This is a genomic window from Ferruginibacter yonginensis, assembly GCF_042651465.1.
Classification (GTDB): domain Bacteria; phylum Bacteroidota; class Bacteroidia; order Chitinophagales; family Chitinophagaceae; genus Ferruginibacter; species Ferruginibacter yonginensis.
The window spans coordinates 1410541-1433019 of record NZ_JBHSCZ010000001.1 but is presented as its reverse complement, the minus strand read 5'-3'; the positions used below and the strand labels follow the sequence as shown (position 1 = coordinate 1433019).

25 protein-coding genes are annotated in these 22479 nt (G+C 34.9%); 5 read left to right on the top strand and 20 right to left on the bottom strand.

The genetic code is table 11. The features are described from left to right. Positions 1 to 85 precede the first annotated feature (85 nt). The 4 genes from porK (at position 86) to porN (ending at position 4932) form a co-directional block, all read left to right on the top strand. A complete protein-coding gene (gene porK, locus ACFOWM_RS06405) occupies positions 86 to 1381 on the top strand; it encodes a T9SS ring complex lipoprotein PorK/GldK (protein ID WP_379707968.1) in 1296 nt (431 codons plus the stop codon). Between the two features lie 127 nt (positions 1382 to 1508). Next, positions 1509 to 2267 carry a type IX secretion system motor protein PorL/GldL gene (gene porL, locus ACFOWM_RS06400; protein WP_379707966.1) on the top strand — a complete coding sequence of 253 codons (759 nt, stop codon included), beginning with the start codon at positions 1509 to 1511 and terminating at the stop codon, positions 2265 to 2267. Positions 2268 to 2343: 76 nt separating this feature from the next. Continuing rightward, entirely contained in the window at positions 2344 to 3876 is a 1533-nt protein-coding gene (gene porM, locus ACFOWM_RS06395; protein WP_379707964.1) for a type IX secretion system motor protein PorM/GldM, read from the top strand. Between the two features lie 18 nt (positions 3877 to 3894). Further along, positions 3895 to 4932, top strand: coding sequence for a type IX secretion system ring subunit PorN/GldN (gene porN, locus ACFOWM_RS06390; RefSeq protein WP_379707962.1), 1038 nt, complete (start codon positions 3895 to 3897; stop codon positions 4930 to 4932). A gap of 62 nt (positions 4933 to 4994) precedes the next feature. Here the strand turns inward: porN and uvrC are convergent, their stop codons facing one another. The 5 genes from uvrC to ACFOWM_RS06365 all read right to left on the bottom strand — a co-directional run bounded on the left by uvrC (position 4995) and on the right by ACFOWM_RS06365 (position 10532). Further along, entirely contained in the window at positions 4995 to 6821 is a 1827-nt protein-coding gene (gene uvrC / locus ACFOWM_RS06385) for an excinuclease ABC subunit UvrC (protein ID WP_379707959.1), read from the bottom strand. Further along, positions 6818 to 7417, bottom strand: coding sequence for a hypothetical protein (locus ACFOWM_RS06380; RefSeq protein ID WP_379707956.1), 600 nt, complete (start codon positions 7415 to 7417; stop codon positions 6818 to 6820). The genes uvrC and ACFOWM_RS06380 overlap by 4 nt, the downstream gene beginning before the upstream one ends. 63 nt (positions 7418 to 7480) lie before the next feature. After that, entirely contained in the window at positions 7481 to 8941 is a 1461-nt protein-coding gene (locus tag ACFOWM_RS06375) for a hypothetical protein (RefSeq protein ID WP_379707954.1), read from the bottom strand. A gap of 43 nt (positions 8942 to 8984) precedes the next feature. Beyond that, positions 8985 to 9560: an RNA polymerase sigma factor gene (locus tag ACFOWM_RS06370; protein WP_379707952.1), complete on the bottom strand. Its 576-nt coding sequence runs from the start codon at positions 9558 to 9560 to the stop codon at positions 8985 to 8987. Positions 9561 to 9647: 87 nt separating this feature from the next. After that, complete coding sequence (locus ACFOWM_RS06365) at positions 9648 to 10532, bottom strand: sterol desaturase family protein (RefSeq protein ID WP_379707950.1); 885 nt, start codon at positions 10530 to 10532, stop codon at positions 9648 to 9650. A 135-nt stretch (positions 10533 to 10667) separates the two neighbouring features. On the opposite strand from ACFOWM_RS06365, the gene ACFOWM_RS06360 reads away from it, so the two are divergent. Continuing rightward, positions 10668 to 11507: a TonB-dependent receptor plug domain-containing protein gene (locus ACFOWM_RS06360; RefSeq protein WP_379707948.1), complete on the top strand. Its 840-nt coding sequence runs from the start codon at positions 10668 to 10670 to the stop codon at positions 11505 to 11507. A gap of 233 nt (positions 11508 to 11740) precedes the next feature. Here ACFOWM_RS06360 and ACFOWM_RS06355 read toward each other — a convergent pair whose 3' ends face one another. From ACFOWM_RS06355 to ACFOWM_RS06285, 15 genes are read right to left on the bottom strand one after another with little or no spacing between them, the layout of a single operon-like run. After that, positions 11741 to 12541: a DNA adenine methylase gene (locus ACFOWM_RS06355; RefSeq protein ID WP_379707946.1), complete on the bottom strand. Its 801-nt coding sequence runs from the start codon at positions 12539 to 12541 to the stop codon at positions 11741 to 11743. A 54-nt stretch (positions 12542 to 12595) separates the two neighbouring features. Next, positions 12596 to 13048, bottom strand: coding sequence for a DUF1353 domain-containing protein (locus tag ACFOWM_RS06350; RefSeq protein WP_379707944.1), 453 nt, complete (start codon positions 13046 to 13048; stop codon positions 12596 to 12598). Continuing rightward, positions 13029 to 13376: a hypothetical protein gene (locus ACFOWM_RS06345; protein WP_379707942.1), complete on the bottom strand. Its 348-nt coding sequence runs from the start codon at positions 13374 to 13376 to the stop codon at positions 13029 to 13031. The genes ACFOWM_RS06350 and ACFOWM_RS06345 overlap by 20 nt, the downstream gene beginning before the upstream one ends. 17 nt (positions 13377 to 13393) lie before the next feature. Further along, positions 13394 to 14707 carry a hypothetical protein gene (locus ACFOWM_RS06340; RefSeq protein ID WP_379707940.1) on the bottom strand — a complete coding sequence of 438 codons (1314 nt, stop codon included), beginning with the start codon at positions 14705 to 14707 and terminating at the stop codon, positions 13394 to 13396. A gap of 1 nt (position 14708) precedes the next feature. Continuing rightward, entirely contained in the window at positions 14709 to 15149 is a 441-nt protein-coding gene (locus ACFOWM_RS06335; protein WP_379707938.1) for a hypothetical protein, read from the bottom strand. A 2-nt stretch (positions 15150 to 15151) separates the two neighbouring features. Continuing rightward, on the bottom strand, positions 15152 to 15979 hold the full coding sequence (locus ACFOWM_RS06330; protein ID WP_379707936.1) for a hypothetical protein: 828 nt from the start codon (positions 15977 to 15979) through the stop codon (positions 15152 to 15154). A 1-nt stretch (position 15980) separates the two neighbouring features. Then, positions 15981 to 16460: a hypothetical protein gene (locus ACFOWM_RS06325; RefSeq protein WP_379707934.1), complete on the bottom strand. Its 480-nt coding sequence runs from the start codon at positions 16458 to 16460 to the stop codon at positions 15981 to 15983. Further along, complete coding sequence (locus ACFOWM_RS06320) at positions 16460 to 17284, bottom strand: hypothetical protein (RefSeq protein WP_379707932.1); 825 nt, start codon at positions 17282 to 17284, stop codon at positions 16460 to 16462. Before ACFOWM_RS06320 ends, ACFOWM_RS06325 begins: the two co-directional genes overlap by 1 nt. Further along, positions 17284 to 17595 carry a hypothetical protein gene (locus ACFOWM_RS06315; protein WP_379707930.1) on the bottom strand — a complete coding sequence of 104 codons (312 nt, stop codon included), beginning with the start codon at positions 17593 to 17595 and terminating at the stop codon, positions 17284 to 17286. The genes ACFOWM_RS06320 and ACFOWM_RS06315 overlap by 1 nt, the downstream gene beginning before the upstream one ends. Beyond that, a complete protein-coding gene (locus tag ACFOWM_RS06310; protein ID WP_379707928.1) occupies positions 17573 to 17860 on the bottom strand; it encodes a hypothetical protein in 288 nt (95 codons plus the stop codon). Before ACFOWM_RS06310 ends, ACFOWM_RS06315 begins: the two co-directional genes overlap by 23 nt. 2 nt (positions 17861 to 17862) lie before the next feature. Beyond that, positions 17863 to 18072, bottom strand: a complete 210-nt coding sequence (locus ACFOWM_RS06305; protein WP_379707926.1) for a hypothetical protein — start codon at positions 18070 to 18072, stop codon at positions 17863 to 17865. Further along, positions 18073 to 18564 (bottom strand): hypothetical protein, encoded by a 492-nt coding sequence (locus ACFOWM_RS06300; protein ID WP_379707924.1) that lies wholly within the window; start codon positions 18562 to 18564, stop codon positions 18073 to 18075. Then, positions 18565 to 19554: a hypothetical protein gene (locus tag ACFOWM_RS06295; RefSeq protein ID WP_379707922.1), complete on the bottom strand. Its 990-nt coding sequence runs from the start codon at positions 19552 to 19554 to the stop codon at positions 18565 to 18567. After that, positions 19547 to 20143, bottom strand: a complete 597-nt coding sequence (locus ACFOWM_RS06290) for a DUF6046 domain-containing protein (RefSeq protein ID WP_379707920.1) — start codon at positions 20141 to 20143, stop codon at positions 19547 to 19549. Before ACFOWM_RS06290 ends, ACFOWM_RS06295 begins: the two co-directional genes overlap by 8 nt. Position 20144: 1 nt before the next feature. Continuing rightward, entirely contained in the window at positions 20145 to 22478 is a 2334-nt protein-coding gene (locus tag ACFOWM_RS06285) for a phage tail tape measure protein (RefSeq protein ID WP_379707918.1), read from the bottom strand. Position 22479 lies beyond the last annotated feature (1 nt).

The following is a 22479-nucleotide window of genomic DNA, read 5'->3' as shown; positions in this document are numbered from 1 at the left end:
AAAAATTAACATTTCACTGTTTCAAAGCTGTGTTTTTTGCAGATAAATAATTAATACATTTGCTATTACCCTCAAAGTTTAAAAAATGAACAATCGGTTATTGTGCTCCATTGCAGTTGTTTCTCTTGCCCTTACCGCAGGCAGTTGTAAATTAATCAGCGGTAAAGGTAAATCAGGTGCATTGCCTAATGATGGTCAATTGCATGGCGTATCTCCAGGCAACAGGTATAATCTTACTCGTCCGCCAGGTATGGTGTATGTGCCAGCAGGTACATTCCATATGGGTCCAAGTGATGAAGATGTAAATTATGCTTACACTGCAAGAAACAAACAAGTTTCTATAAGTGGTTTTTGGATGGACGCTACCGAAATCACCAATAACGAATACCGCCAATTTACCAACTGGGTTCGTGATTCAATCGCTGCAAAGTTGATGAATTATGTAAAACAAGGGCAAGATGGTATTGAATATGTTGATTGGAAAAAAGCTAGTACCATAAAATATGGTGATAAAGCAACTTTCGAAAAAATTGATGCAATCATTGTTACAGCAGATAACCGTATTTTCGGAAAAAAAGAATTGGATGCTAAAAAAATAGTATACCATTCAGAGGTTTTTGATTATAAAGCATCAGCTTATAACAGAGATACTACCGTACAACGTAAGGAATTTATTATGAAGCAGGATATTCCTGTATATCCAGATACTTTATGTTGGATTAGAGACTTTGCTTATTCTTACAACGAGCCAATGTCTAAACAATATTACAGCCACCCTGCATACGGTAATTACCCAGTTGTTGGTGTTAACTGGAAACAAGCTACGGCTTTTGCTGAATGGAGAACCCATTATTTAGCTGCTTACAATGAAAGTAAAAAACGTGCAGGTCAATCTGATTTCCGTTTACCAACTGAAGCACAATGGGAATATGCAGCAAGAGGTGGTCGTTCCCAATCATCGTACCCTTGGGGTGGTCCTTATTTAAGAAACAAAAAAGGTTGTTTATTAGCAAACTTTAAGCCTGGTCGTGGTAATTATCCTGAAGATGGTGGTTTGTACACCGTAAGAGCCGATGCTTACTTCCCTAATGATTTCGGTTTATACAATATGGCTGGTAATGTTGCAGAATGGACATCTTCTCTATACTACGAAGGTTCTTACAACTTTCAACATGATATGAACCCAGATGTTCGTTGGAATGCGAAAACAACTGATCCTCCACGTATGAAGCGTAAAGTTATTCGTGGTGGTAGTTGGAAAGATGTTGCTTATTTCTTACAAACAGGCACACGTGCATACGAATATCAAGACACTGCAAAATCATACATTGGTTTCCGTTGTGTTATTGACTTACCGCCTACCATTAAAAAAGGTAAATAATCGATTAAATTTTAAATGATTTTACTATAAATATTTGATAACCCGTTACATATTAACGGGTTATCTTAAGGTATTTCTATATATTTTTTCAAACAAAAATCCCCAATTAAATTAAAATTAAAAACACATGTCAGTAAAAATTCCTTCAAACATTAGCAAATGGATGGACGTTGGTGTATCAGTAGCAGCAGCAGTAGTTATTTACGGTGCACTACAAAAAATATTACACACACCATCAGCAGATTTATTATTAAAAATCGGTTTAATTACAGAAGCAGTTATCTTCTTAGCTTATGGTGTAATGTATATGATATACCCATCAGTGAAGGAAGATTATGAAACAAAAACAGTGGTGGCAGCAGGTAACCCAGCTTTAAACAACATGGATAAAATGTTACAAGACGCTGATATTACTCCAACTAATTTGAAAAAATTAGGCGAAGGTTTCCAAAAATTAGGTGCAACCGTAACAGGTATTTCTGATGTGAGTGACGTTGTAAAATCAACTTCTGATTTTTCTAAAAAAACACAAGAAGCTACAGCCGCTATCAGTTCAATGTCTACTGCATTTACAAGCAGCGCAGCTACAATGGCTTCTTTCAATAATGCATCTGAAAGTGCTCGTGGTTTCCACGAACAAGTACAAGTATTAACTAAAAACTTAGGTTCATTAAATACTATTTACGAGTTAGAATTAAAAGAAAGCAATAACCACTTAAAAGCATTGAATGGCTTCTACGGTAAAATGGCTGAAGCTAGTCAAGCGATGATGAGTAGTGTTGACGATGCAAACAAAGCAAAAGAGCAAATTGGTGCATTGGCTACTAACTTAGGTAAATTAAATGCAGTATATGGTAATATGTTAGGTGCAATGCAAGGTAGATAATACCTCGTTTTCACTAACAGCTTACAACTGTATTTATCCAAACAATATTTAATAAATCTATTAATACTTATTAGTTATGGCTTTACCGAAAGAGCCCAGGCAAAAGATGATCAACATCATGTATTTAGTGCTTACGGCATTATTGGCATTGAACGTATCATCAGAAATTTTAAATGCATTTAAAGTAGTTGATAAGAGTTTACAAACATCAAACTCAAACTTAACTTCTGCAAATGAAACATTATATAAATCGTTACAAGCAAAAGTAGCAGACCCCGTTACGGCTGAAAAAGCTACCATTTGGAACGGCAAAGCTGAACAAGCTAAAAAATTATCGGCTGATTTGAGTAGCTATATTGAAAGCATTAAAAAGCAACTTAAAGAAGAAGCTGGTTTGAAAATGGTTACAAACGAACAAGGTCAGCAAGAAGAACAATTTAAAGAAGATGATTTAGAAGCTGCTACCCGTTTATTTGGCAATGGCCCAGGTGGTAAAAACTTAGGCGTTGAATTAGAAAATAAATTAAAGGCTTACAAAGCTGCAATGTTAGCGATTGACCCAGAAATTAACACCGCTTTTGCTACAACTTTAGCAGTAGATGGTGCACCTGCAAAAGGTCAAGATGGTAAAGTAAAATCTTTTACAGATGCTTATTTCCACATGACACCAACGGTAGCTGGTTTAACATTGTTGAGTAAATTCCAAAATAACGTAAAAAACGCTGAAAACCAAGTAGTAACTTACTGTCACTCTAAAGTGGGTGAAGTAAAAGTGAAGTTTGATAAAACTGGTGTATTAATTGGCCAAAGCTCCAACTACGTTATGCCTGGTCAAGAAATTGAAGTTACGGCTGGTATTGGTGCTTACAGTTCTGCTGCGGTGCCACAAATATCAATTGGCGGTTCAAGCGTTCCTGTTGTTGATGGTAAAGGAACGTATAAAATTACTGCTTCAGGCGGTGGTGCAAGAACAATACCTGTAACTATTCGTTATAAAGATCAAGATGGTAACGAAAAAACAGAAACTAAAAACGTTGAATATGTTGTAGGTACACCAGGTGGTGCTGCGGTTATGCTTGATAAAATGAACGTATTTTATATGGGCGTTGATAACCCTGTAACTATTGGCTCACCAACAGGTTGGGATAAAACAACTGTTTCAATGAGTGGTGGTACTATTACAGGTTCAGGTTCAAACCGTGTTGTAAGAGTAAGTGCAATTGGCCCAGCATCAATAACTGTAAATGCTGATGGTAAACCAAGTCAATTCTCTTTTAGGGTAAAACGTATTCCTGATCCAATTTTTAAAGTTGGTACTGGTAAAGCTCGTGTTCCTGCAGTAGAATTTAAAAACCAACAATTTTGCCGTGCAGATTTAGAAAACTTTGATTTTGATTTGAAGTTTAACGTAGTAAGTGCAACTGTTTATTTCAGCGGTGCTAACTTCCCTAACCCTGCAGTAGGTTCTATTAATGGTAACAGCCTTGCTAGTGTTGCTCAATATATGGCAAAAGCTGGTCCTGGTACTTCTGTAACTTTTGTAAATATTAAAGTGCAGGGGCCAGATGGAGTAAGATCAATTGATGAAAGAAGCATTACGCTTTACTAAATGTATAATTAGCATACTATGAACAAGCAAATTTTTAAGTATTTTTTGTTGGTAATTCTTTTTGGTGCCTTAGGCAATGTAGCTTTTGCACAAAAGAAAAAAGCTACTAAAAAAGCACCAGCAAAACGTGCCGCTACAAAGCGTACTACAAAAAATAATTTAAAATCAAGTGTAAAAGCATCTACTGCTTCGGTTGATACAGTTGCAGTAGCAGCGGCAGTAACACCGCCACCAGCTGATACGTTGCCTATTAAACGTGTAGCAAAATCTTTAAGAAGAGATGCAGCAGTGGATGATGATGCTATCAGAGATAGAAATCCATTGCCGTACGAAAACTTAAGGGCTGATGATGCGGTGTATCGCCATAAAATTTGGAGAGAAATAGATGCTAGAGAAAAAATAAATTTACCTTTTAGGTACTCGGCCGACCAAGATAATGGTAACCAACGTTTCATCTCCATTTTGTTGAAAGCAATACAAGATAGTACTGTAACGGTATTCAGTAATACTGATGATCGTTTCACCACACCAATGACGGTAGGTGAAGTAGCTAAAATCATAGCTGGAGAAGAAGTTGATGTACCTCAATATGACTCTGCTGGTAACTTAACAGGCACTAAAAAAATGAGAAACGAAATCAACCTCGATTCTATTTACAAATTCAGGGTTAAAGAAGAAGTAGTGTTTGATAAAGAAAGTTCTCGTTTATTTTGGAGAATATTAGGTATAGCTCCAGTAAAGCGTATTGTAACACCACAGGGTTTAGATATTGGTGAAACTGAATTGTTTTGGGTGTATTACCCAGATATGAGGGCCACTTTTGCTAAATACGAAGTGTACAATGGTAAAAACTACGGTGCTCGTATGAGTTGGGAAGAGTTATTTGAAAGTAGGATGTTTTATGGTAGAATTATAAAAAGTACCATTGATAACCCTTACGATCAATACATTAAAAACTATAAAGGTTTAAGTGAAAATACCATTTTACAATTGTTAGAAGGTGAAAATATCAAAGAAAAGATTTTCAACTACGAACAAGATTTATGGAGTTACTAAAACTTTATAAAATATTAAAAAGCCCTTCGAATTTTTCGAAGGGCTTTTTTGTTGTTGTATGTTTATTCATTGATAATATTATTGTTTGCCTCTAACAACCCTTTTTTTAAAATAGTGTATTTTGATAAACCTATTGCAGCAATTAATTCAGCCTCGGGTGCTTCTTTTATTTTTTTAACAGATTTAAAGGTTTTTAAAAGAACATCGGCCGTTTGTTTACCAATGCCTTTAATTGCTTCAAGGTCATTTTTAAATGTGCCTTTGCTGCGTTTATTTCTATGAAAGGTAATACCGAAGCGATGTACTTCATCTCTAATACGCCTAATGAGTTTAAGGCTTTCACTATCCCAAGGTAATAACAACGATTGGCTGTCACCATCAAAAAATATTTCTTCTTTATTTTTTGCTAACCCTACTAATGTTACTTTGCCTCTCAATTGTAGGGCATCAATACTTTCCATTGCGGCACTTAATTGTCCTTTACCACCATCAATAATAATGAGTTGTGGTAAACTTGATCCTTCATCGGTTAATCGTTTATAGCGCCTGTACACTACCTCTTTCATAGAGGCAAAATCATTAATACCTACTACGGTCTTAATATTGTAATGCCTATAATCGGCTTTACTCGGTTCGCCATTTTTAAAACAAACCATTGCAGAAACCGGGTAGCTACCTTGAAAGTTAGAGTTATCAAAACATTCAATGTGAATTGGTAACTCTTGTAATTGTAAATTTTGCTGCAACTGCGTTAGTACCTCCAATTTTTCATCACTCGTTTTATCTTCTAGTTTCAACAACTTTCTGGCATGCAATTCAGCTTTAAAATAGTTTACGTTTTTTTCTGATAGGTCTAATAGTTTCTTTTTATCGCCGGCTTTAGGTATAGTAATTTGAGTATTTGCTTCAATATAATCAATAGCAAATGGAACGATTATTTCACTTGCTTCACTTTCAAAAACCTGCCTGAGTTGTGCAATTGCAAATGCCAAAACTTCCTCGGCCGTTTCTTCTAATTTTTTTTGAAGGGTAATGGTTTTGGTTTGAATGATGCTGCCATTATTTACAGCTAGGTAATTTACATAAGCTACATTGCCTTCTTCTAAAATACTAAACACATCTACCGTACCAGTGTTGGTATTTACTACGGTAGATTTTGCTTGGTATAATTGTAGGTGATCAATTTTATGTTGATAAATAGCTGCTTTTTCAAATTCGAGCAATGCTACATGTTCTTTTATTTTTGCCTTGTAATTATTGATTACTGGAGTTAAATTTCCTTTTAATAAATCTTTTAGTTGTGCAATACCTTCTGCATAATCTTGCGCTGATTGTAAAGCTTCACAAGGCCCTTTGCAATTACCTAAATGATACTCTAAACAAACCTTAAATTTTCCCTTTTTGATATTGCTATCACTAAGGTTAAGTTTACAAGTACGTAATTGTATATTTTGCTTTATAAAATTAAGTAAGTCACGAACTTTACCAACTGATGTAAAAGGGCCTAAATAGGTTGATCCATCTTTTATTTTTCTTCGAGTTAAAAAAACACGAGGGAATGGTTCATTTTTAACAACAATGTAGGGGTATGTTTTATCATCTTTTAAGTTGATGTTAAACATAGGTTGGTGCTCCTTAATCAACGAATTTTCTAAAAGAAAAGCATCTTGATCGGAATTCACAATGGTAAATTCAATTTTACGTATCCTGTTTACCAGTTCTGCAGTTTTATAGCTGCTTTTCATTTTATTGAAATAACTGCTAACTCGTTTACGTAAATGTTTGGCTTTACCTACATAAATTAATTGATTGCTGGCATCAAAATATTTATAAATACCAGGTTGTGTTGGTATGGTGGATGCTATGGTTGAAAATTCTTGCTGCGTCATTGTTCATCAAAATTCCATAAAATCTTTTCTTCTTTTACTACAACATCAGCTCCATCAATAGTGGCGATGGTTACAATTTTACACCATTTGCCTGTTTGCCAGGTAAGTTGTAATGTTTTGCCATCATTAGCAGTTTTAATAAGGTAAATACGTTTTACAATGTTTTTATCAGGGTCAACATATACATCCCAATGTTTAAATAAAAAGTTATTATTACTAGCATCAATTGGGTCGTACGAAAATGTAAATGCATTGATGGTTTGGTCTAAAAACTTTTTTTCAGTAAATGTTTTTTTTAAGTTGGCGCTATCAATAATTGGTGATAAAAAATCTGATACAGCTATTTCTATTGAATCCATCTTAAGCCATGTTGAATCAGTATGGTTACCAATAGTTATTTTTTTTAAGGGCGTTACGCCACCAGTTTTTATGTTATTGACTTCTCCTTTTAAGAAAGCTGTTACAGGGAAAAAATTAGCAGCAGTATCTTGCGCTGCATTAATATTTGTTGAATTTTGAGTGTTATTTGCACCTGAGTTATTATTACAACTTAACAATAACGCAACACTAAAGTATACAATTATCAATTGCTTCATTACACAAAATTATGTGATATTAACAGCTATTGAAAATAAAAATAATGTAAAAATTATGTGCAGTTACAATCCGGTGGTGATGCCAATTTTAACCCCTACGTTATAAAGTTTTTCTGTGTAATTGTATTGTGATTTATAGGTAGATAATAATTGATACCTAAACTGTGGCCCCACACTTAAAGTAACATTGTTAGATGGTTTAAAAGTGGCAAAAGTTTCAACGGCCGCATTTAAATTGAAGCGACGTAATAATGGTGTTTCAGAAATGTAGTTTTTGCCATCATTTGATAATACTAATGCACTACCGCTAAGTACATAAGTTGGTTGTAAGGTGCTACCTACATACCATTTAAGTTTACCTTTTCCTATAATTTTATAATCGGCACCAATTGGTAGCGCTACTTGAATTGTTGTTTTATTCAATTTAGTATTGCCTGCTTTAGTTGCATAATCAGAATATCGAGCTGTATTTGAACTTCCGGTAACCGCTAGGTAGGTTTGCGTTGGGTGCCCTAGTGAAGTAGCATTTGAAACATAGTTGGTATAGTTGGCTTGTACACCAGCTATTAACCTAATATTGTTTGTTATTTTATATTTCATAGCTACGCCAGCCTCTAAATTTAACGCAGCACCATCAATTAATGGATCATCATCTATATTTCTATTACTCAGTGAATTTGATAATAATAAAGTGTTATTTTGCTTGGTAGTAACTTTTTTGGCGTAACCTCTATAACCAAATGATGGTGTAATAAAATAACTTATTACTGCGTTTTGTTTAAACTTGTTTGGCTTTGCTTTGTTTTTAAAAGCAAAATCTTCTATCCAAGCTTTATCAATGTTTGTGTTAAAAACCAGATTTTTATTGGCAGTCGTTTTACTATCATTCTTTAAATCAGCCAATATGTTACCCTTTGTTTGAATATCATTATCATCTGGTGTAGTAATATTTTCGCCATTATTATCTACTGTAAAGTCATTACTTTCTTTGCCTGCAATACTGCCTGCTTTAATGGCAACACTTGTACGGCTTTTTGTGATGAAGTTTTTTTCCGTATTTAATGATGTTGTGTTTGTTTCGTCAATTGCTTCATACACTGTATTTGAAATAACGGTTGCATTAACTTCAGATGGAACAATATCAGCACTCATGTTTACAATAGCATCATTGGTTTGTGGAGTTGAAAATGCTGCTTTATTAAAAGTAATACTAGGTAAGTTGAAAAGTAAAGTTTTGCTATCTGCTGTATTTTGTTGAATGGTTTGTAGTGAAGTTGTTTCTAAACTAATTTGTTCTGCCTTTGATTTTAAAAATGATTTGCTGATGGAATTGTTGTTTGCTATACCAACATATAAGAAAGTGGTTAAAATTAACAAACAAACTGCAAACGATGGCCAACGTTTGGCAGGGTGCACATTATTGTAAATGCCGTACCAAACTCTTCTAGAGGGCACCATCTTATAATCTTCAATGCTTTCCCTCAAAAATTGTTCAAACTCATTATCTGTAAAATTGTACTCCATTTGCTTTACCCCTTTTGTATTGTTATCAAACTTATAATACTAACTACAATACTTGTTGTTGTTTTACTGATTTAAACTGGTTCTTCTGAATAATATCTTTTTTAACCAATATATCTTCTAACATTGCTTTTGCTCTTGTATATTGGCTTCTACTTGTACTTTCACCAATCTCCAACATTTCACCAATTTCTTTATGTGAGTACCCCTCAATAGCATATAAGTTGAGTACTGTTTTATAACCTACAGGTAACATTCTTATACATTCCACTACTTGCTTGGCTTGCATAATACTAGGTACCATATCATTTTTTGTATGAAGATGGTGTGCATTGACTAAATCAACTGTATCAGAAAATTTTTTATTCTTTTTTAAGATATTGATGCAGGTATGAACGATGATTCTACGAATCCACCCTTCTAAAGCACCTTCACCACGATATTGATGTATTTGGGTAAAAATTTTAATGAAACCTTCTTGTAACATATCTTCCGCATCTTCTCTGCTTTTAGCATAACGATAACACACGGCTAACATTTTACTGCTATAGCGATCGTAAAATGCCTCTTGTGCAGCGGCGTTGTTTTTGATAGTTCCGGCAAGCATTTGCTCTTCGGTCATAGTGTAAGTTTTTACCTATAAATATAGGCAAATTTTGAAGATGATGTGCTGCATCACTCTATTTTTATTAACAAAACAATCTTAAGGCTACAACTTTTTAAACACATTTTTAAAAGGTTGTACATTTTGACCGATAAAATCTTCGGGCATATAATCATCGTCTGGCAAACCTACTGGCAAGTAAGCATCGTTTTTAGGCCAATAATTGGTACGAAATAAATAATCCCATATACTTAGTGTAATACCGAAATTAAAGCCTCTAGGGTGCTCTCTTGGCATTTCTTTAGCATGGTGCCATAAGTGCATTTGTGGCCCATTAAAAATATATTTTAAAGGCCCCAAATTGATTTTTAAATTGGCATGCCCTAATTGCCCTGTTACCAAAGTGAAAATGTGTACTATAAAAAAATCGCTTATACCAAAGCCAATCATAGCTAATGGAATATATTCTAAAGAGCGGTAGATGATGTTTTCCATCCAATGGTAGCGCATTAGTGCAGCAAACCCCATTTCTTTCGTACTATGGTGTACTTTGTGAAATTGCCACATCCAATTTACATTGTGTAACAGCCGATGAATGGCCCATTGCATAAAATCTCTTATTACAAAAATAAAAACGAGCTGCAACCAATGGGGCCATGTAGCAACATTTAAAGCCACCATATTGGTAATACCAAACCAACTTAAAAAATCATTAAAAGCTTGTACAGCTACCATTGAAAGTGCATTGTATGCTATTAATGCAAACAAAAAATAATTCCATAAAAGATAAAAAGCATCTAACCAAAAATGACTTCTAATAAGTGGTTGGTTTTTACGCCAAGGAAATAATATTTCAGCTAACCAAATGAGCAGCGAAGCACCCACGAGCCAATAAAAGTAATTATGCCAACTAGGCTTCAATATTTCATTTAAGAAAAATTGAGCATACCCACTGTAAGCATCATATAATATTTTCCAGTATTTATCCATTCAATAACTAAAATTACGTATTTAAAACCCGTGGAGGTTTTCGAATTTGGTTAATAACAACATTGAAAATGTAGGTGTTTATTGTATTTTTGAATAAACACTTTTACCAAAAAAAAACAACACCATATTATTTGCATGAAACAACTCAACATTATTTTACTGCTCATGTTTAGTACAACAGCAGTATTTTCTCAAACAAAAAACAGCCCTTCAAACGATTCATCAAAAAATATACAGTTAGAGGAAGTTGTAATTTCAGCTTCTAATTTTAAAGAGAAAAAAAGAAATATTGCCCAAACGATTGATGTAATAAGTGCTAAAAAAATCGCATTAAGTCAAACCCAAAACACTGGCGATTTATTAATACAGTCAGGCAAAGTATTTGTTCAAAAAAGCCAACAGGGTGGTAGTAGCCCAGTTATACGTGGTTTTGAAGCAAGCAGAATTTTATTAGTAGTAGATGGTGTTCGTATGAACAATGCTATTTACAGAAGTGGGCATTTGCAAAATATTATTACAGTTGATCAAAATAGTTTGAGCAGTGTAGAAGTAATGAATGGCGCTGCATCAACCATTTATGGTAGCGATGCTTTAGGTGGTACAATACAATTGCTTACCAAAAATCCTACTTTATCTACCACTAAAAACGTGTTATTTAAAGGCATGGCTTTTACAAGGTTTAGTAGTGCTAATAATGAAAAAACATTTCATGCTGATATAAATGTAGGCGGTAAAAAAATAGCTTTTTTACAATCATTTAATTACAGCGATTTTGATGATATGAAAATGGGTGATCGTTATTTAAGTGCTTTTCCCAATTTTGGAAGAAGAAGTTTATACATATCTCAAATTAATGGCCTAGATACCATTTTAAAAAATAGTGATGATCGTAAACAAGTGGCATCAGGTTACCAGCAGTGGGATTGGTTAGAAAAAATACTTTTTAAGCAGAACGATCATCTTACCCATATATAATCGGCAAATCAAACCGTTCAAACTTTTAATTCAAATCGTTCAATTTCTGCAATTTACTTATTAATAAATTAAATAGGGTTTAAATGGCTATTAAAACCACCTAAACCCTACCTTTGCATTGCTACAAAAACACATATAAAACTGGCTTATTTCACTTAGAATAAAGCAGGGGCATGCAGTTAAATCCTGTAATGTGTGTTTTTGTAGCAAAGAATCACAGCCCCTGCCTCTTTTTAATCAACCAGTTCATAATTAGCTACCAGCATCTCCCATTTTCGCTTTGTATAGCCTCCTTTAGCATTGACAGACACACCTTGCTCATAACACTTTGTATGCCAGCCATGAGCCTTTAAATACCTACTTAGTAATGGCGATGGGTAACAGCTTAATAAAAATTTGCCTTTTATTTCAGATAGTGCAATCAATAGGTTCTCAAAATCCTGCTCACTATACCCATCATAATGCCCCATATCGCTATTGAAATAAGGTGGGTCGCAGTAAAAGAAAGTATGCTCAGTGTCCCTGCTCTTGATAATGTAAAGGGCATCAGTACATTCTATCAATACGTTTTGCATCCTTAATGCATACTGCTCAGAGAATTCATTACGTTTATTGCTGATTTTCTTTGTTGTAGTGTTATCGTTTTTATCATACCCAAAGCTACCATCCAGCATAGCACAAAAGCTTTGGGTTGAAAGCACCCATACACTCCATGCTCTTTTTATTTCATCAAACAAATGAGGGTTGTCATAAACAACTCTTGCATCGGCATGTAAACGCCTGCTGTGCAGTGTAACCTTTACCATTTGCTCTAATTCAACATACCTGTTTTGTAAAACCTTATAAAAATTTATAAGCTCAGAGTTGGTGTCATTTATTAACTCAATGTGGCTCGGTGGCTTGCTAAAGAACACAGCAGCTCCACCAACGAATGGCTCAGCATACATTTTGTGCTGAGGTATTTGTTTTAAAATCTTTGGTACTAATTTTTGTTTTCCACCGTAATAAGTAATCGGTGTTTTTGCTTTCGACATTTATAAATTTTTAAGATTAAGTAATTGCTTATTTCACTTATCTTAAATCTCTTTTTATACAATATCAATGAGCTGCTTGTTATGCAAACAACGCTCTCCTGGTCTTGTTACATTTTTTTTAAACCAGCTGCCACCAAAGAGCCTTACAGCATAATACCTAAAGGCAATTTGAAATTTTGAAATGTTTAAATGCTGCATCCAGTACTTAAATTCGTCATCTGCAAATTTCTGTGTTGTTGTGGCTTTGTAATACAACGCATCATGTATTAAGGCTGGTACAGCGTATTTACCTGACTTGGGGAACGCCCATTGTAACAAGTACGGTATCGAGTTTTCATCCCAATACATGCCCTCTCTAATAATTAGGTGGCTGCCATTGCTTAGCTCAAAACAAACACTTGTTTTGATAGCTCTAAATACACCCTTATTTGTAAATAAGGGTGTATCATAATATACTTCAGCTGCAGTAGCTAAAGCCAACACATTACTACTTTTTATTACTTTCATGGTTTAGCTCTGTTAGTGCTGGAGTGGTATCAATTTCTAAATCGTATTCTATTAGAAATTGATTGAAGGCAGCAACGTTAATAATTGGTTTACCTGTTACAAAGTCGTAACCGTCAATTAACTGCTGCAATAACATTACAGGTAAATTGAAAGTTCTATTTTCTTTACGTGTACCATTCTCTAGCTCCTCAACAGTTTCGGTTTCAACTTTTTTATGTTGAACACCTTCTACTTCATTTGTGTTCTCTTCAATCCATACTTTTAAGGATTTAGGGTTGTAAGGCTTTTGAAATACCCTTGTAACGTTGACTTTAAATTCAAAGTTCATAAACTTAATTTTTATTATTATAAAATTGATACTCGTATAATGTTTGAAAACCCGGGCATTAAAATTGCCGTTCTGTAGGCTGGCACTGTGAATGAACCAGATGTTATAATTCGAGTACCATTAAAATTTGTATAAAATGTATAACCTGAACATGTCATTGTTATACTTACACCATCGGTGTTATGCAACTTAATTTCATTACCTGTACCAAGTATTGTATTACTGCTTGGACTATCAATTTCAGTTCCTTCACCATCTGAGATATAGTATGTGTTTCCCCATTTTGCTACATCCCCATAATACAATGGATAAGGACCGTCGCCTGTCCAATTACGACCATTGTAAAAACTTAGATAATTACCATTTGTTACAAATACTACTAATCCAGTAGCAGGGCTTGATATTGAATTTCTTTGCGTAGAAGTCATACGTGGAGGAAGAAAACCTTGTGTAGTACTTGATATTGTAAGCTTACTTGATGTAACGTCAGTAGATGTTCCTAACAGGAAATTTCCAGCTGGAGAAAACCTTCCTCTATCGGTTGAATTAGTATAAAAAGATATTGCTTGTGGGCCAGTTGTTGATAAAGCTAATTGACCACCGCCTACGCCAAAATTACCATACCCCATTTCAATATTACCTCCAAAAGTAGGGTTCCAAACTGTTATTTTCGGGATGTTACCATCTGTAGAGCTTTTGAGAATAATATCATTATAATTTACTTGACCATGAACAATAAAATTGCCAGTTGTATCCAAAGTAGCTCTTAATATATTATTAGACTTAAACCTTATGCTAGCATTATTAGTTGTACCTAAATAATCTGTAGCAGCATTAATTGAATTGCCATTTAAAGCCCAACCACTTGTGCCAGTTGCAGCAAATGTTAAATTTGGGTAATTACCTGATATAGTAATATTAGTACCTGCAATAGGTCGTAAACGAATATTAACGGTATCAGCTTTTAATAAATAATTGGCAATGGTATTGGTGAGCCTTGTTTTACTAACAATAGCACCTGATGTATCTACTATAAAAGTCTTAACGCTTTTTGTTAATCCATACCCTGCATTTGTAACATAGTTTTGTAAAAGTAAAGCAGTATCAATTGGTGTACCACCTCCATAAGCCGCAATATAATCTTTAATAGCCTTAGCTGTTGCCAACTGATTGTTACTGCTTACAGTAGCTAAATCATTAATGATGCTGGTAATTTTTACACCATTTAATGTTATATGTTTCTTTAAAATTGCACCATCACCACTATAGGTTTGTGCATAGCAAATAGTTGCTATAAAAATCATTACAATTGCTAATAATCCTTTTTTCATTTTATCTAATTTTTCGTTTTATAAAAGTTAATTGAGTGTTCACTGGTAAACCACTGATAACAATGTTTACATCAGCATTAATAGCTGGTATCAATAGTGCAAAGGCATTACCATCAATTGTTACATCTTCATCAGTAAACAATTCTTCACCGTTTTTTGTTACAGTAATTTGTGTATCGCTTGGTACTGAAATAACCATGCTTTCCAATAAAAAACTTTGTGGCAGCGTATACAAAAAGTCAGCACCGTCTGATGTGTTTTTTAGATAGTTTTCAACTGGGTTTGCTAGCCCATTTAAAACGGGTATAAGTTGAGTTACCTCACTTAATGCTATTGGCTCATCATTAAACCTTATAGAATTTAAAAAAGCAGCAAACTGCTCTTCAGTAGGTTTGTCGTTGGTTTGAAACCATTGCTTTGCTTGGTTGCGTAATGCACTCATGGTTATAATTTTATTAATGTTAAAACAACAAAGTATGGCTGTAAAATATTGTGAGCATCTGAAGCTGGTGCTAGCTGAACGGTTTTATTTGGCGAATACGAGCCTGATGGTAATGCAGGCGCACTTACTTCATCACCATTAAAATTAATGGCTGTAATGCTTCTATAGCTACCTGTAGTATTATCACCATCATCAGCCTTTGCAGCCCATGAAAAAGTACCCTGCTCAGCACTTTGTAAAGTGTGTGATTTTTCACCACCATGTTTACCTACTACATCAAATAAGCCATCGGCATCATCTGGGTCAAGATTAACCAACACCTTTCCAGCAGCTTCAGGTACTGCTTTGCTAAAAATGCGCCAGCCACGTTCGGCATTGATGCCATAACCGTCCACATCAAAGTTTTCACTCATGTAAGTACTATCAACATAAGCCTGCCTTAAATCGTTCTTTTTCCAAACATTTTTAAGTGAAACCATAGGTACTAATTCAATAAAATCAAAGTCGCCAAAAGCAACGCAATAAGCAACCTTTGTAAAATAGGCTTCTTTTAAAATGCCATCTTCATACTCAACTTGTGTTGGCACTTCAATAATTTGTACTTGTGGAGCGTATGAGCCAGCTGCAAAAGGTATCAATTCACCGCCAACCACTATCCAGCCTGCAGTAACATTTATACCATCGCTTTCAACCCCATAAATAATAGTTTTATCACCTACTAAATTTGCAATGGCATCAAATGCTTTAGAATAGGTTTGTTGCATAAAATCCAACGTATCCTGTTCTAAAGGAAAGCCACCGTTATTGGTTAAATCAATTTTGTTGTTCATTTTAAAATCTTTGTATTTTAAATTTTGTACCTAGTAATTTTTTTGACTTTAACACACTCACCACCTCATTTAAATCAACCATTAATGTTAGTGGTATAAATACAATGAAGTCGTTACTTAATGCGCCAATTTCACTCCTTGTATAAATAAATACTGGTGAAGCTTCAGCTCTACGCCTTATAAATTGGGGCTTCAATTCAGCATTTACATAAATGTATTTGGGTGGCTTATCAACACCATCATCTATATAAATTCTTCGGTCTGTAAAATCAAACCTATCATTGAGCAGCTTTTCTAAATAACACACTTGTGGTGTAATGGTAAGCTCGTAAATGATTGCTTTTCTAAATACTAAAAATGCATCATGTACTTTTCTGAATGGCTTTGTAAGTACCAATAGCCATTGCAGCATAAACCCATTCGTAAGGTCGTTAGGTAGTAACTGCTCAATAAACTTTTTCCAATCAATTAAATATTTCATTATGCTGGTTCATAGGTTACAGTAAAATCAACATCTTCCATTTTATAACTACCGCTATCAGGGATGCTATTAATAAACACAGGCGTAAATGGTAATGCACCATACCTTACTAAAACATTTTGTTGTAACAAGTCTTCAACACCACTAACATCTTGTATGGCATCAACCATTTTCTGTATGCTGAAAACACCATTAAACCCGATGTTCTTTAAATAGTTATTAATAGCATCTTTTACTGGAGCTTGTGCAGTACCATCTAACCTGCTACCATCGCTTTTAAGAACGAGTGGGTTAAATTTCACCACCAAGTTTACTTTTATGTTATCAGGCTCGCCAGTTGTTACAGTAACCCTAACACCTGCATCTTTTATTTTTTTAATGTAATTACGCAACGAAATCAACTGATCGTTATTAATGGGTGCAAGCTGGTTGTTAATGGTAGTGGCTACTTTTAAACGAACGCCTCTCTCTAACTCAACTAGAGCTGCATTGGTTATTATTTTAGCAGCGGCAATTTGTGCCGATGTCATACCTGCAGTATCAAATTTATCTGAGTCAGGTAATAAGTTTACACCGTACAAAAATTGCTTTGTTTTATAAACATACCAACGAGCTGTATGTGGCATGAGCAATGCAAGTAAATCAAGTACTTCTTGTTTAAAAGCATCAAATAATTTCTGAATATCTAAGGTTACGAACGATATAATGTCTAACCATAAATTCCAAATTGCAGTGCTGCTATCACTCGTTAGGGTTGATAATTCAGGCATTGCCTCTTTTTCTGCAACCAAGCTTGCTTTTATATCTTGTAATGAATCTGCCATTATCGTATTATAAATGTTGTACCAATAGCCATGTAACCAATGCCATCGGGTTGTTCAATAATATTGTTATTACTATCAATGCTTACGGCTGTAGCTGGTATAGTTCCGTTGTTCTCATAAAGCCTCACTACATCCTGTTTTATTTTGGCTTCAACCATTTGTATTTTTTGTCCTGGTACTAATTTGTCCGTAATGCTTAAATCGTTAACTATGGCTAAATCAAAGGCAATAGAAGCATCACCATAAATACATGCAGCTACATCAAACAAGCTCTGTCCGTCATGTACACTATATTGTTGTTGCGATAACATTGATACCATTTTCGTTTTCAGTAATTGTTTTTTCTTTATACCCATCAGCTTCTAACTGCACACGTATATTTCGTTTAATAACACCGTTTAAATTGCCCGACAAAGCTTTGCGGATGGCAATACCAACTATTGAGTTGGCTTTCCATTCGTTGGGGCTTGTTTTCAATAGCAATTCAATATGCTGTGCATCACTTTCGCCAATGGTGAAATCACCATTTGTTACAATTGGCACTCCACTTTCATCTATTAAAATATCCTGCCTCATGGTTAACTAATTGTATTATTAAATGTTCCTACTACTGCACCACCACCATTTGTTAAACCACTGGTATAAGTAATACTTGCGTTCTTAATTTCAAAGATGATTGCCTGTGCCAGCTTTAATGCAAACCTTTCCCACGCAGCATCACTATCAATAGTTTCATTGTTTTCTTTAGTGGCAATAATGGCATTTTTTAACCTTGTTTCACTAAGCATTTAATTATCATTTAAAAGGTTATTAAACCTTGTTTGCAATTGGGTGAATGTGGCACTATTAATAAGTTGAATAGTTGGGCCAGCGTTGGTGGTAAACTTCATGGCTTTAATAGCCACTAATAAATCATTCATCAACTTTTTTAAATTCTCGTTTTCCTTTTTTATCAAAAAGCCACTATCATCAATCTTTAAAACCACTGAGCCGATTTGTAAAAAGTAACTATCCAGCTCACTCACGTTACATATTTGTGCATGGTGCTTATCTAAAAAAACAACTAACACCTTACTACCTACTTTTGGTTTTTTTATTTCTGCAGCTGCTGTAGTAGCATCTGCATTAAATGGTACATCTAACAACTCAGCACTACCATCAATTGGCTTTAAATCACAAGTTTTGGCATCAGCATCTACAGAAACAACTGTGCATATTTTACCATACACTTCATCGCCTTTATCGCCTAACTTTTTTATTGCTTCTTGTATGCCGCCCATTTACTTGCTTACTATTTGTCCTAAATCAATTATTTGTCTGTAACCATTTTGCCCAAACGTTATTTCAATTTTTTTTGATAGATAAGTGCCTTTGTTACCATCAGCACTCTCTATATAACACTTATCAGTTTTAGTAAGCAATGGCTCACCAAATGTTGTTAAACGACCTCTTAAACCTTCATACTTTGCTGCAGCTAATGCAGCTTCAGCCATGTGTAATAAAGTAGCTCTATCAACACTCATCACTTTTATTTCAACCTGCTCACCATCTTCATCACCTACAGTTAATTCGATTTTGCTGTTATTTTTTTGTACTGAAGTAGCTTTAACTTTTACCTTCAAATCATCTTTTCGTTTATACTCAAAATCCTCCGCTACAATGTTTTTACCCGTTATAAATTTTTGAGTATTTACACTATCAAACGGGTACGTAAAGCCAACATATAAAAACTGCTCACCTTCGTAACTTCTGAAGTGACTTTTTAAAGCATACTCTTTTTTTAGTTGGTTAAGCTCTTCAGCAACTGTATTTTTTGTAATTCGGTAATAACCCAACTCCACATCTTTATCAATGAGCTTTGCCTTAAAATTTGTACCAGTTAACAGGTATTCTATCAGCTCTGATAACTTTACATTTTTAAAGGCTTTAGGTTTTAAGGTGGTTATTTTTAGTTTGAACATGGAGTCCTCACAAATAATTTTAACAGGCGTTTTATTATCAACCGACCTTACAAATCCATTAAACCTTTCTTTTAATTCACCATCATAACCAAGCTTAACCAATATGGCATCGCCACGTTTTATAGGTGCATCTTCACCAGCTCCTACTGCTCTACGTTCCCACTTTGTTTTTTTAGGTAATTCAATTGTACAAGTATCAGTAAGTGTATCTGTATCTTCAACAATTACGCATTCATGCAAAAAACCAAATTGCCACTTATTTTTTTGGTCGGCACTGGTGATGGTTATGTCACATGTTAACTCAAGCATTTTTAACTAGTTTAATTTCGTAAGGCTCATCGCTCAACAACTGCATTGTAAAGTTTTGTAAGTTGCTGTGCGTTTCTTGCGGCATGTCGTAGCTTTTAATTACAACTGATTTTATACCGAATATTTCTAAAAAATCACTAGCAACAGCAATGGTTTCTTTTGCTTTTAATAATTGCACAAAACTTTGTATTTCCTGCAAAGGGTACTCATCACTAACTTGATAACCTAACTGCGTGCTGGCTAAAAAATCAGCCGCAATAGATGCCTGTACGTTTATGCTATAATCACCATCCGCTATATATTCTTTTACAGTACCAGGTCTTCCTTGTAATGAAGTTTGCACAATGTTCTTTTCCTGACTAACAGTACATACTGCATCATTCAAAACATAATTAGTTCCTTTGTAAATAAATACCAGCTCCGTTAATGATGGTACGCCCAAATAAGTATTAGTACCACCTAAATTGGTAGTTTCAAAACCTACTGGCAAAGCCTTACCCATTGGGAAAGTTTTACCAATTAAAGTATTGATAGCAACACCTCTTGCTACTGTTTTAATGGTTGGTATGGTAACTGTAATGATGCTCATTTTAATTATTGGCTAAGGTGAAATCACTTACACCTGTTAACAATGCTTCTATAACAACCTGCTTAATTTTCTCTTTAGTTTCATTCAAATTGGTTGTGTGTATTACAATATTTTCAACCAACTTATTTATTGTTAATTGATTAATGTTTCTTGATGAAGCACTACTATTTGAATTTGTTTTTGCTGCTGCAGCACCAGCACCTTTGATAGCTGTTTTTTTATCAGCAATTGCTGAAGCTCCACCGAAATTATTAGCTGAAGTAGCCTTAAAATTTGTTTCGCTAGCAAACTGTGTTACACTACTTTGTGCTTCTTTTACTGCAGGGTTATCTTTATCAAAGCTTTCACCACCTTTCTTAAGCCCGTTCTCGTACGCCTTGTTTACATTCTCCATGCCTTCATCACCAAATATGTAATTGTACATATCAATGAGTGGCTGTATGAGGGCTTTTAGTTTATCACCAATCCAATTGAATATGCCTAACAAAAAATCCATCAACCCATTGAAGGCATTTTTTATAGGGTCAATAATCCATTCGTTGATTATTTTGATAAAGCCCGAAAAAAGATTGCTGAACCAATCCCACAAACCTTTAAAAAAGTTACCAATGCCATTAAGCACCATTGATACTTTTTCATAAATCCAATCAAAGGCACCAGCAACAACATCAACTACACCATTAAATACTGTACTTACAATTTCATACAGCCAATTAAACGCCTCTGTAATAGATTGTACAATGGGTTTAATTATTGCATTATATAACCTTTGTATAACAACTCCAATGTTGTGAAATACAGCTTTAGCCGCCTCCCAAATGCCATACAATTGCTCACGAAATGCTTTACTATGATCCCATAAATATTTAAAGGCAATTACTACTGCAGTAACAGCAGCTGCTATCCAACCAATTACTGGTATGCTGCTTAATGATAATGAAAAGCCTTGTACAGATGTAGTAGCACTGGCAATACTTGCTTTCACTACCTGCATTACACCGCTAAAAATGCCGCCCGATACTGATGCTGCACCCATAGCAACAGTATTACCTGCAAGGCTTGCAGTATCAGCATTTACAGCTACTGTTTTGGTAAACAACCCTTTTACACCATCATAAATACTTTTGGTGAATTGGTTATTAAATACACTTGAAAGTGCATGAACACCAGCTCCTAATTTACCAACTTCACTTAATACACTCATGGTACTTTGTAAGTATGGCTGTATGCTTTCAGTTGCGTTGAAAAAAGATATTTTCATATCATCAACAGCCGCCTGCGTTCTTTTTTGTCTTTCCTCGTAACTCTGCATTACCACATTAGCCTGCTCAACTGCTGAGTTAGTACCAGTAATTGCTTTGGTGTATTCGCCTAACTTTTCAGTACCATTAATCAAAGCAATTGCAGCTCCTTCATTCTCTCTACCGAATACTTTACCAAGCAATGCACTATCATTTAAAATAGGTTGCAATAACTGCAAACGCTCTTTTAAAGTCTTTGATTTATCGCCCAAAGCTTCTACACTAATACCTGCCGATTGTAAAGCCTCTCTAGCTTCTTTCGGCATAAACCTTCCTTCACTTAATATCGCAGTTATGTTACGTAATGCGGTACCGCCTTCGCTACCTTTTGCACCTGCTTTGTCTAGCACCTGTATGGCTGCATTCGTTTCAGCAAAACTGATGTTTGCCAACTTTGCTTGCATACCACTTTTTTCAAGAGCTTCACCAATTTGCGGCAACTCAGCACTACCTGCCTGAGCAGCTGCAGCCATTATGTTCATCATTTCTGCCATTGTATTGCTGGCAGCAATTGGGTCTTCAGTACTTACACCAAATTGGTTCATGGCAGTGGTTAATACTGTTGTGGCTGCAACGGTATCACCTGCCATACTTTTACTTAAAACATTAACGCTATCACCCATTGCTTTTAGTGCAACATTATTCTTTGCAATTTCAGGGTCAAGTTTAGAAAGCAACACTTTGTAGCTCTCCAAATTTTGTGAAGCATCAGTACCAAATGCTTTAGCTGATTGCCTTGCAGCATCGCTTATTGCATCAAGTCCTTTACCTGTAACACCTGTAATTGCTGATAGCTCCTGCATGTTGGCATTTAATGAAATGCCCGGTGCATTCAATTCCTGCAGGGATTGTTTTACAGCATCAATACTTTGTACAACTTGGTTAAAAGCCAATAGGCTTTGCCACGTGTCTTTAAAAGCTGTAGTAGCTTTTTTGGCTGAGGTCATGGTATCACCCAACTGCTCATTTACATGGCGTAACACTTCAACAGCGTTGCCAGTAAAATTTATGTGATATTGTAAACCTTCGCTCATG

What these genes read in the sequence shown, in the direction of transcription:
- porK (WP_379707968.1), top strand. Translation starts at nt 86, where the DNA reads ATGAACAATCGGTTATTGTGCTCCATTGCAGTTGTTTCTCTTGCCCTT.
- porL (WP_379707966.1), top strand. Translation starts at nt 1,509, where the DNA reads ATGTCAGTAAAAATTCCTTCAAACATTAGCAAATGGATGGACGTTGGT.
- porM (WP_379707964.1), top strand. Translation starts at nt 2,344, where the DNA reads ATGGCTTTACCGAAAGAGCCCAGGCAAAAGATGATCAACATCATGTAT.
- porN (WP_379707962.1), top strand. Translation starts at nt 3,895, where the DNA reads ATGAACAAGCAAATTTTTAAGTATTTTTTGTTGGTAATTCTTTTTGGT.
- uvrC (WP_379707959.1), bottom strand. Translation starts at nt 6,821, where the DNA reads ATGACGCAGCAAGAATTTTCAACCATAGCATCCACCATACCAACACAA.
- ACFOWM_RS06380 (WP_379707956.1), bottom strand. Translation starts at nt 7,417, where the DNA reads ATGAAGCAATTGATAATTGTATACTTTAGTGTTGCGTTATTGTTAAGT.
- ACFOWM_RS06375 (WP_379707954.1), bottom strand. Translation starts at nt 8,941, where the DNA reads ATGGAGTACAATTTTACAGATAATGAGTTTGAACAATTTTTGAGGGAA.
- ACFOWM_RS06370 (WP_379707952.1), bottom strand. Translation starts at nt 9,560, where the DNA reads ATGACCGAAGAGCAAATGCTTGCCGGAACTATCAAAAACAACGCCGCT.
- ACFOWM_RS06365 (WP_379707950.1), bottom strand. Translation starts at nt 10,532, where the DNA reads ATGGATAAATACTGGAAAATATTATATGATGCTTACAGTGGGTATGCT.
- ACFOWM_RS06360 (WP_379707948.1), top strand. Translation starts at nt 10,668, where the DNA reads ATGAAACAACTCAACATTATTTTACTGCTCATGTTTAGTACAACAGCA.
- ACFOWM_RS06355 (WP_379707946.1), bottom strand. Translation starts at nt 12,541, where the DNA reads ATGTCGAAAGCAAAAACACCGATTACTTATTACGGTGGAAAACAAAAA.
- ACFOWM_RS06350 (WP_379707944.1), bottom strand. Translation starts at nt 13,048, where the DNA reads ATGAAAGTAATAAAAAGTAGTAATGTGTTGGCTTTAGCTACTGCAGCT.
- ACFOWM_RS06345 (WP_379707942.1), bottom strand. Translation starts at nt 13,376, where the DNA reads ATGAACTTTGAATTTAAAGTCAACGTTACAAGGGTATTTCAAAAGCCT.
- ACFOWM_RS06340 (WP_379707940.1), bottom strand. Translation starts at nt 14,707, where the DNA reads ATGAAAAAAGGATTATTAGCAATTGTAATGATTTTTATAGCAACTATT.
- ACFOWM_RS06335 (WP_379707938.1), bottom strand. Translation starts at nt 15,149, where the DNA reads ATGAGTGCATTACGCAACCAAGCAAAGCAATGGTTTCAAACCAACGAC.
- ACFOWM_RS06330 (WP_379707936.1), bottom strand. Translation starts at nt 15,979, where the DNA reads ATGAACAACAAAATTGATTTAACCAATAACGGTGGCTTTCCTTTAGAA.
- ACFOWM_RS06325 (WP_379707934.1), bottom strand. Translation starts at nt 16,460, where the DNA reads ATGAAATATTTAATTGATTGGAAAAAGTTTATTGAGCAGTTACTACCT.
- ACFOWM_RS06320 (WP_379707932.1), bottom strand. Translation starts at nt 17,284, where the DNA reads ATGGCAGATTCATTACAAGATATAAAAGCAAGCTTGGTTGCAGAAAAA.
- ACFOWM_RS06315 (WP_379707930.1), bottom strand. Translation starts at nt 17,595, where the DNA reads ATGTTATCGCAACAACAATATAGTGTACATGACGGACAGAGCTTGTTT.
- ACFOWM_RS06310 (WP_379707928.1), bottom strand. Translation starts at nt 17,860, where the DNA reads ATGAGGCAGGATATTTTAATAGATGAAAGTGGAGTGCCAATTGTAACA.
- ACFOWM_RS06305 (WP_379707926.1), bottom strand. Translation starts at nt 18,072, where the DNA reads ATGCTTAGTGAAACAAGGTTAAAAAATGCCATTATTGCCACTAAAGAA.
- ACFOWM_RS06300 (WP_379707924.1), bottom strand. Translation starts at nt 18,564, where the DNA reads ATGGGCGGCATACAAGAAGCAATAAAAAAGTTAGGCGATAAAGGCGAT.
- ACFOWM_RS06295 (WP_379707922.1), bottom strand. Translation starts at nt 19,554, where the DNA reads ATGCTTGAGTTAACATGTGACATAACCATCACCAGTGCCGACCAAAAA.
- ACFOWM_RS06290 (WP_379707920.1), bottom strand. Translation starts at nt 20,143, where the DNA reads ATGAGCATCATTACAGTTACCATACCAACCATTAAAACAGTAGCAAGA.
- ACFOWM_RS06285 (WP_379707918.1), bottom strand. Translation starts at nt 22,478, where the DNA reads ATGAGCGAAGGTTTACAATATCACATAAATTTTACTGGCAACGCTGTT.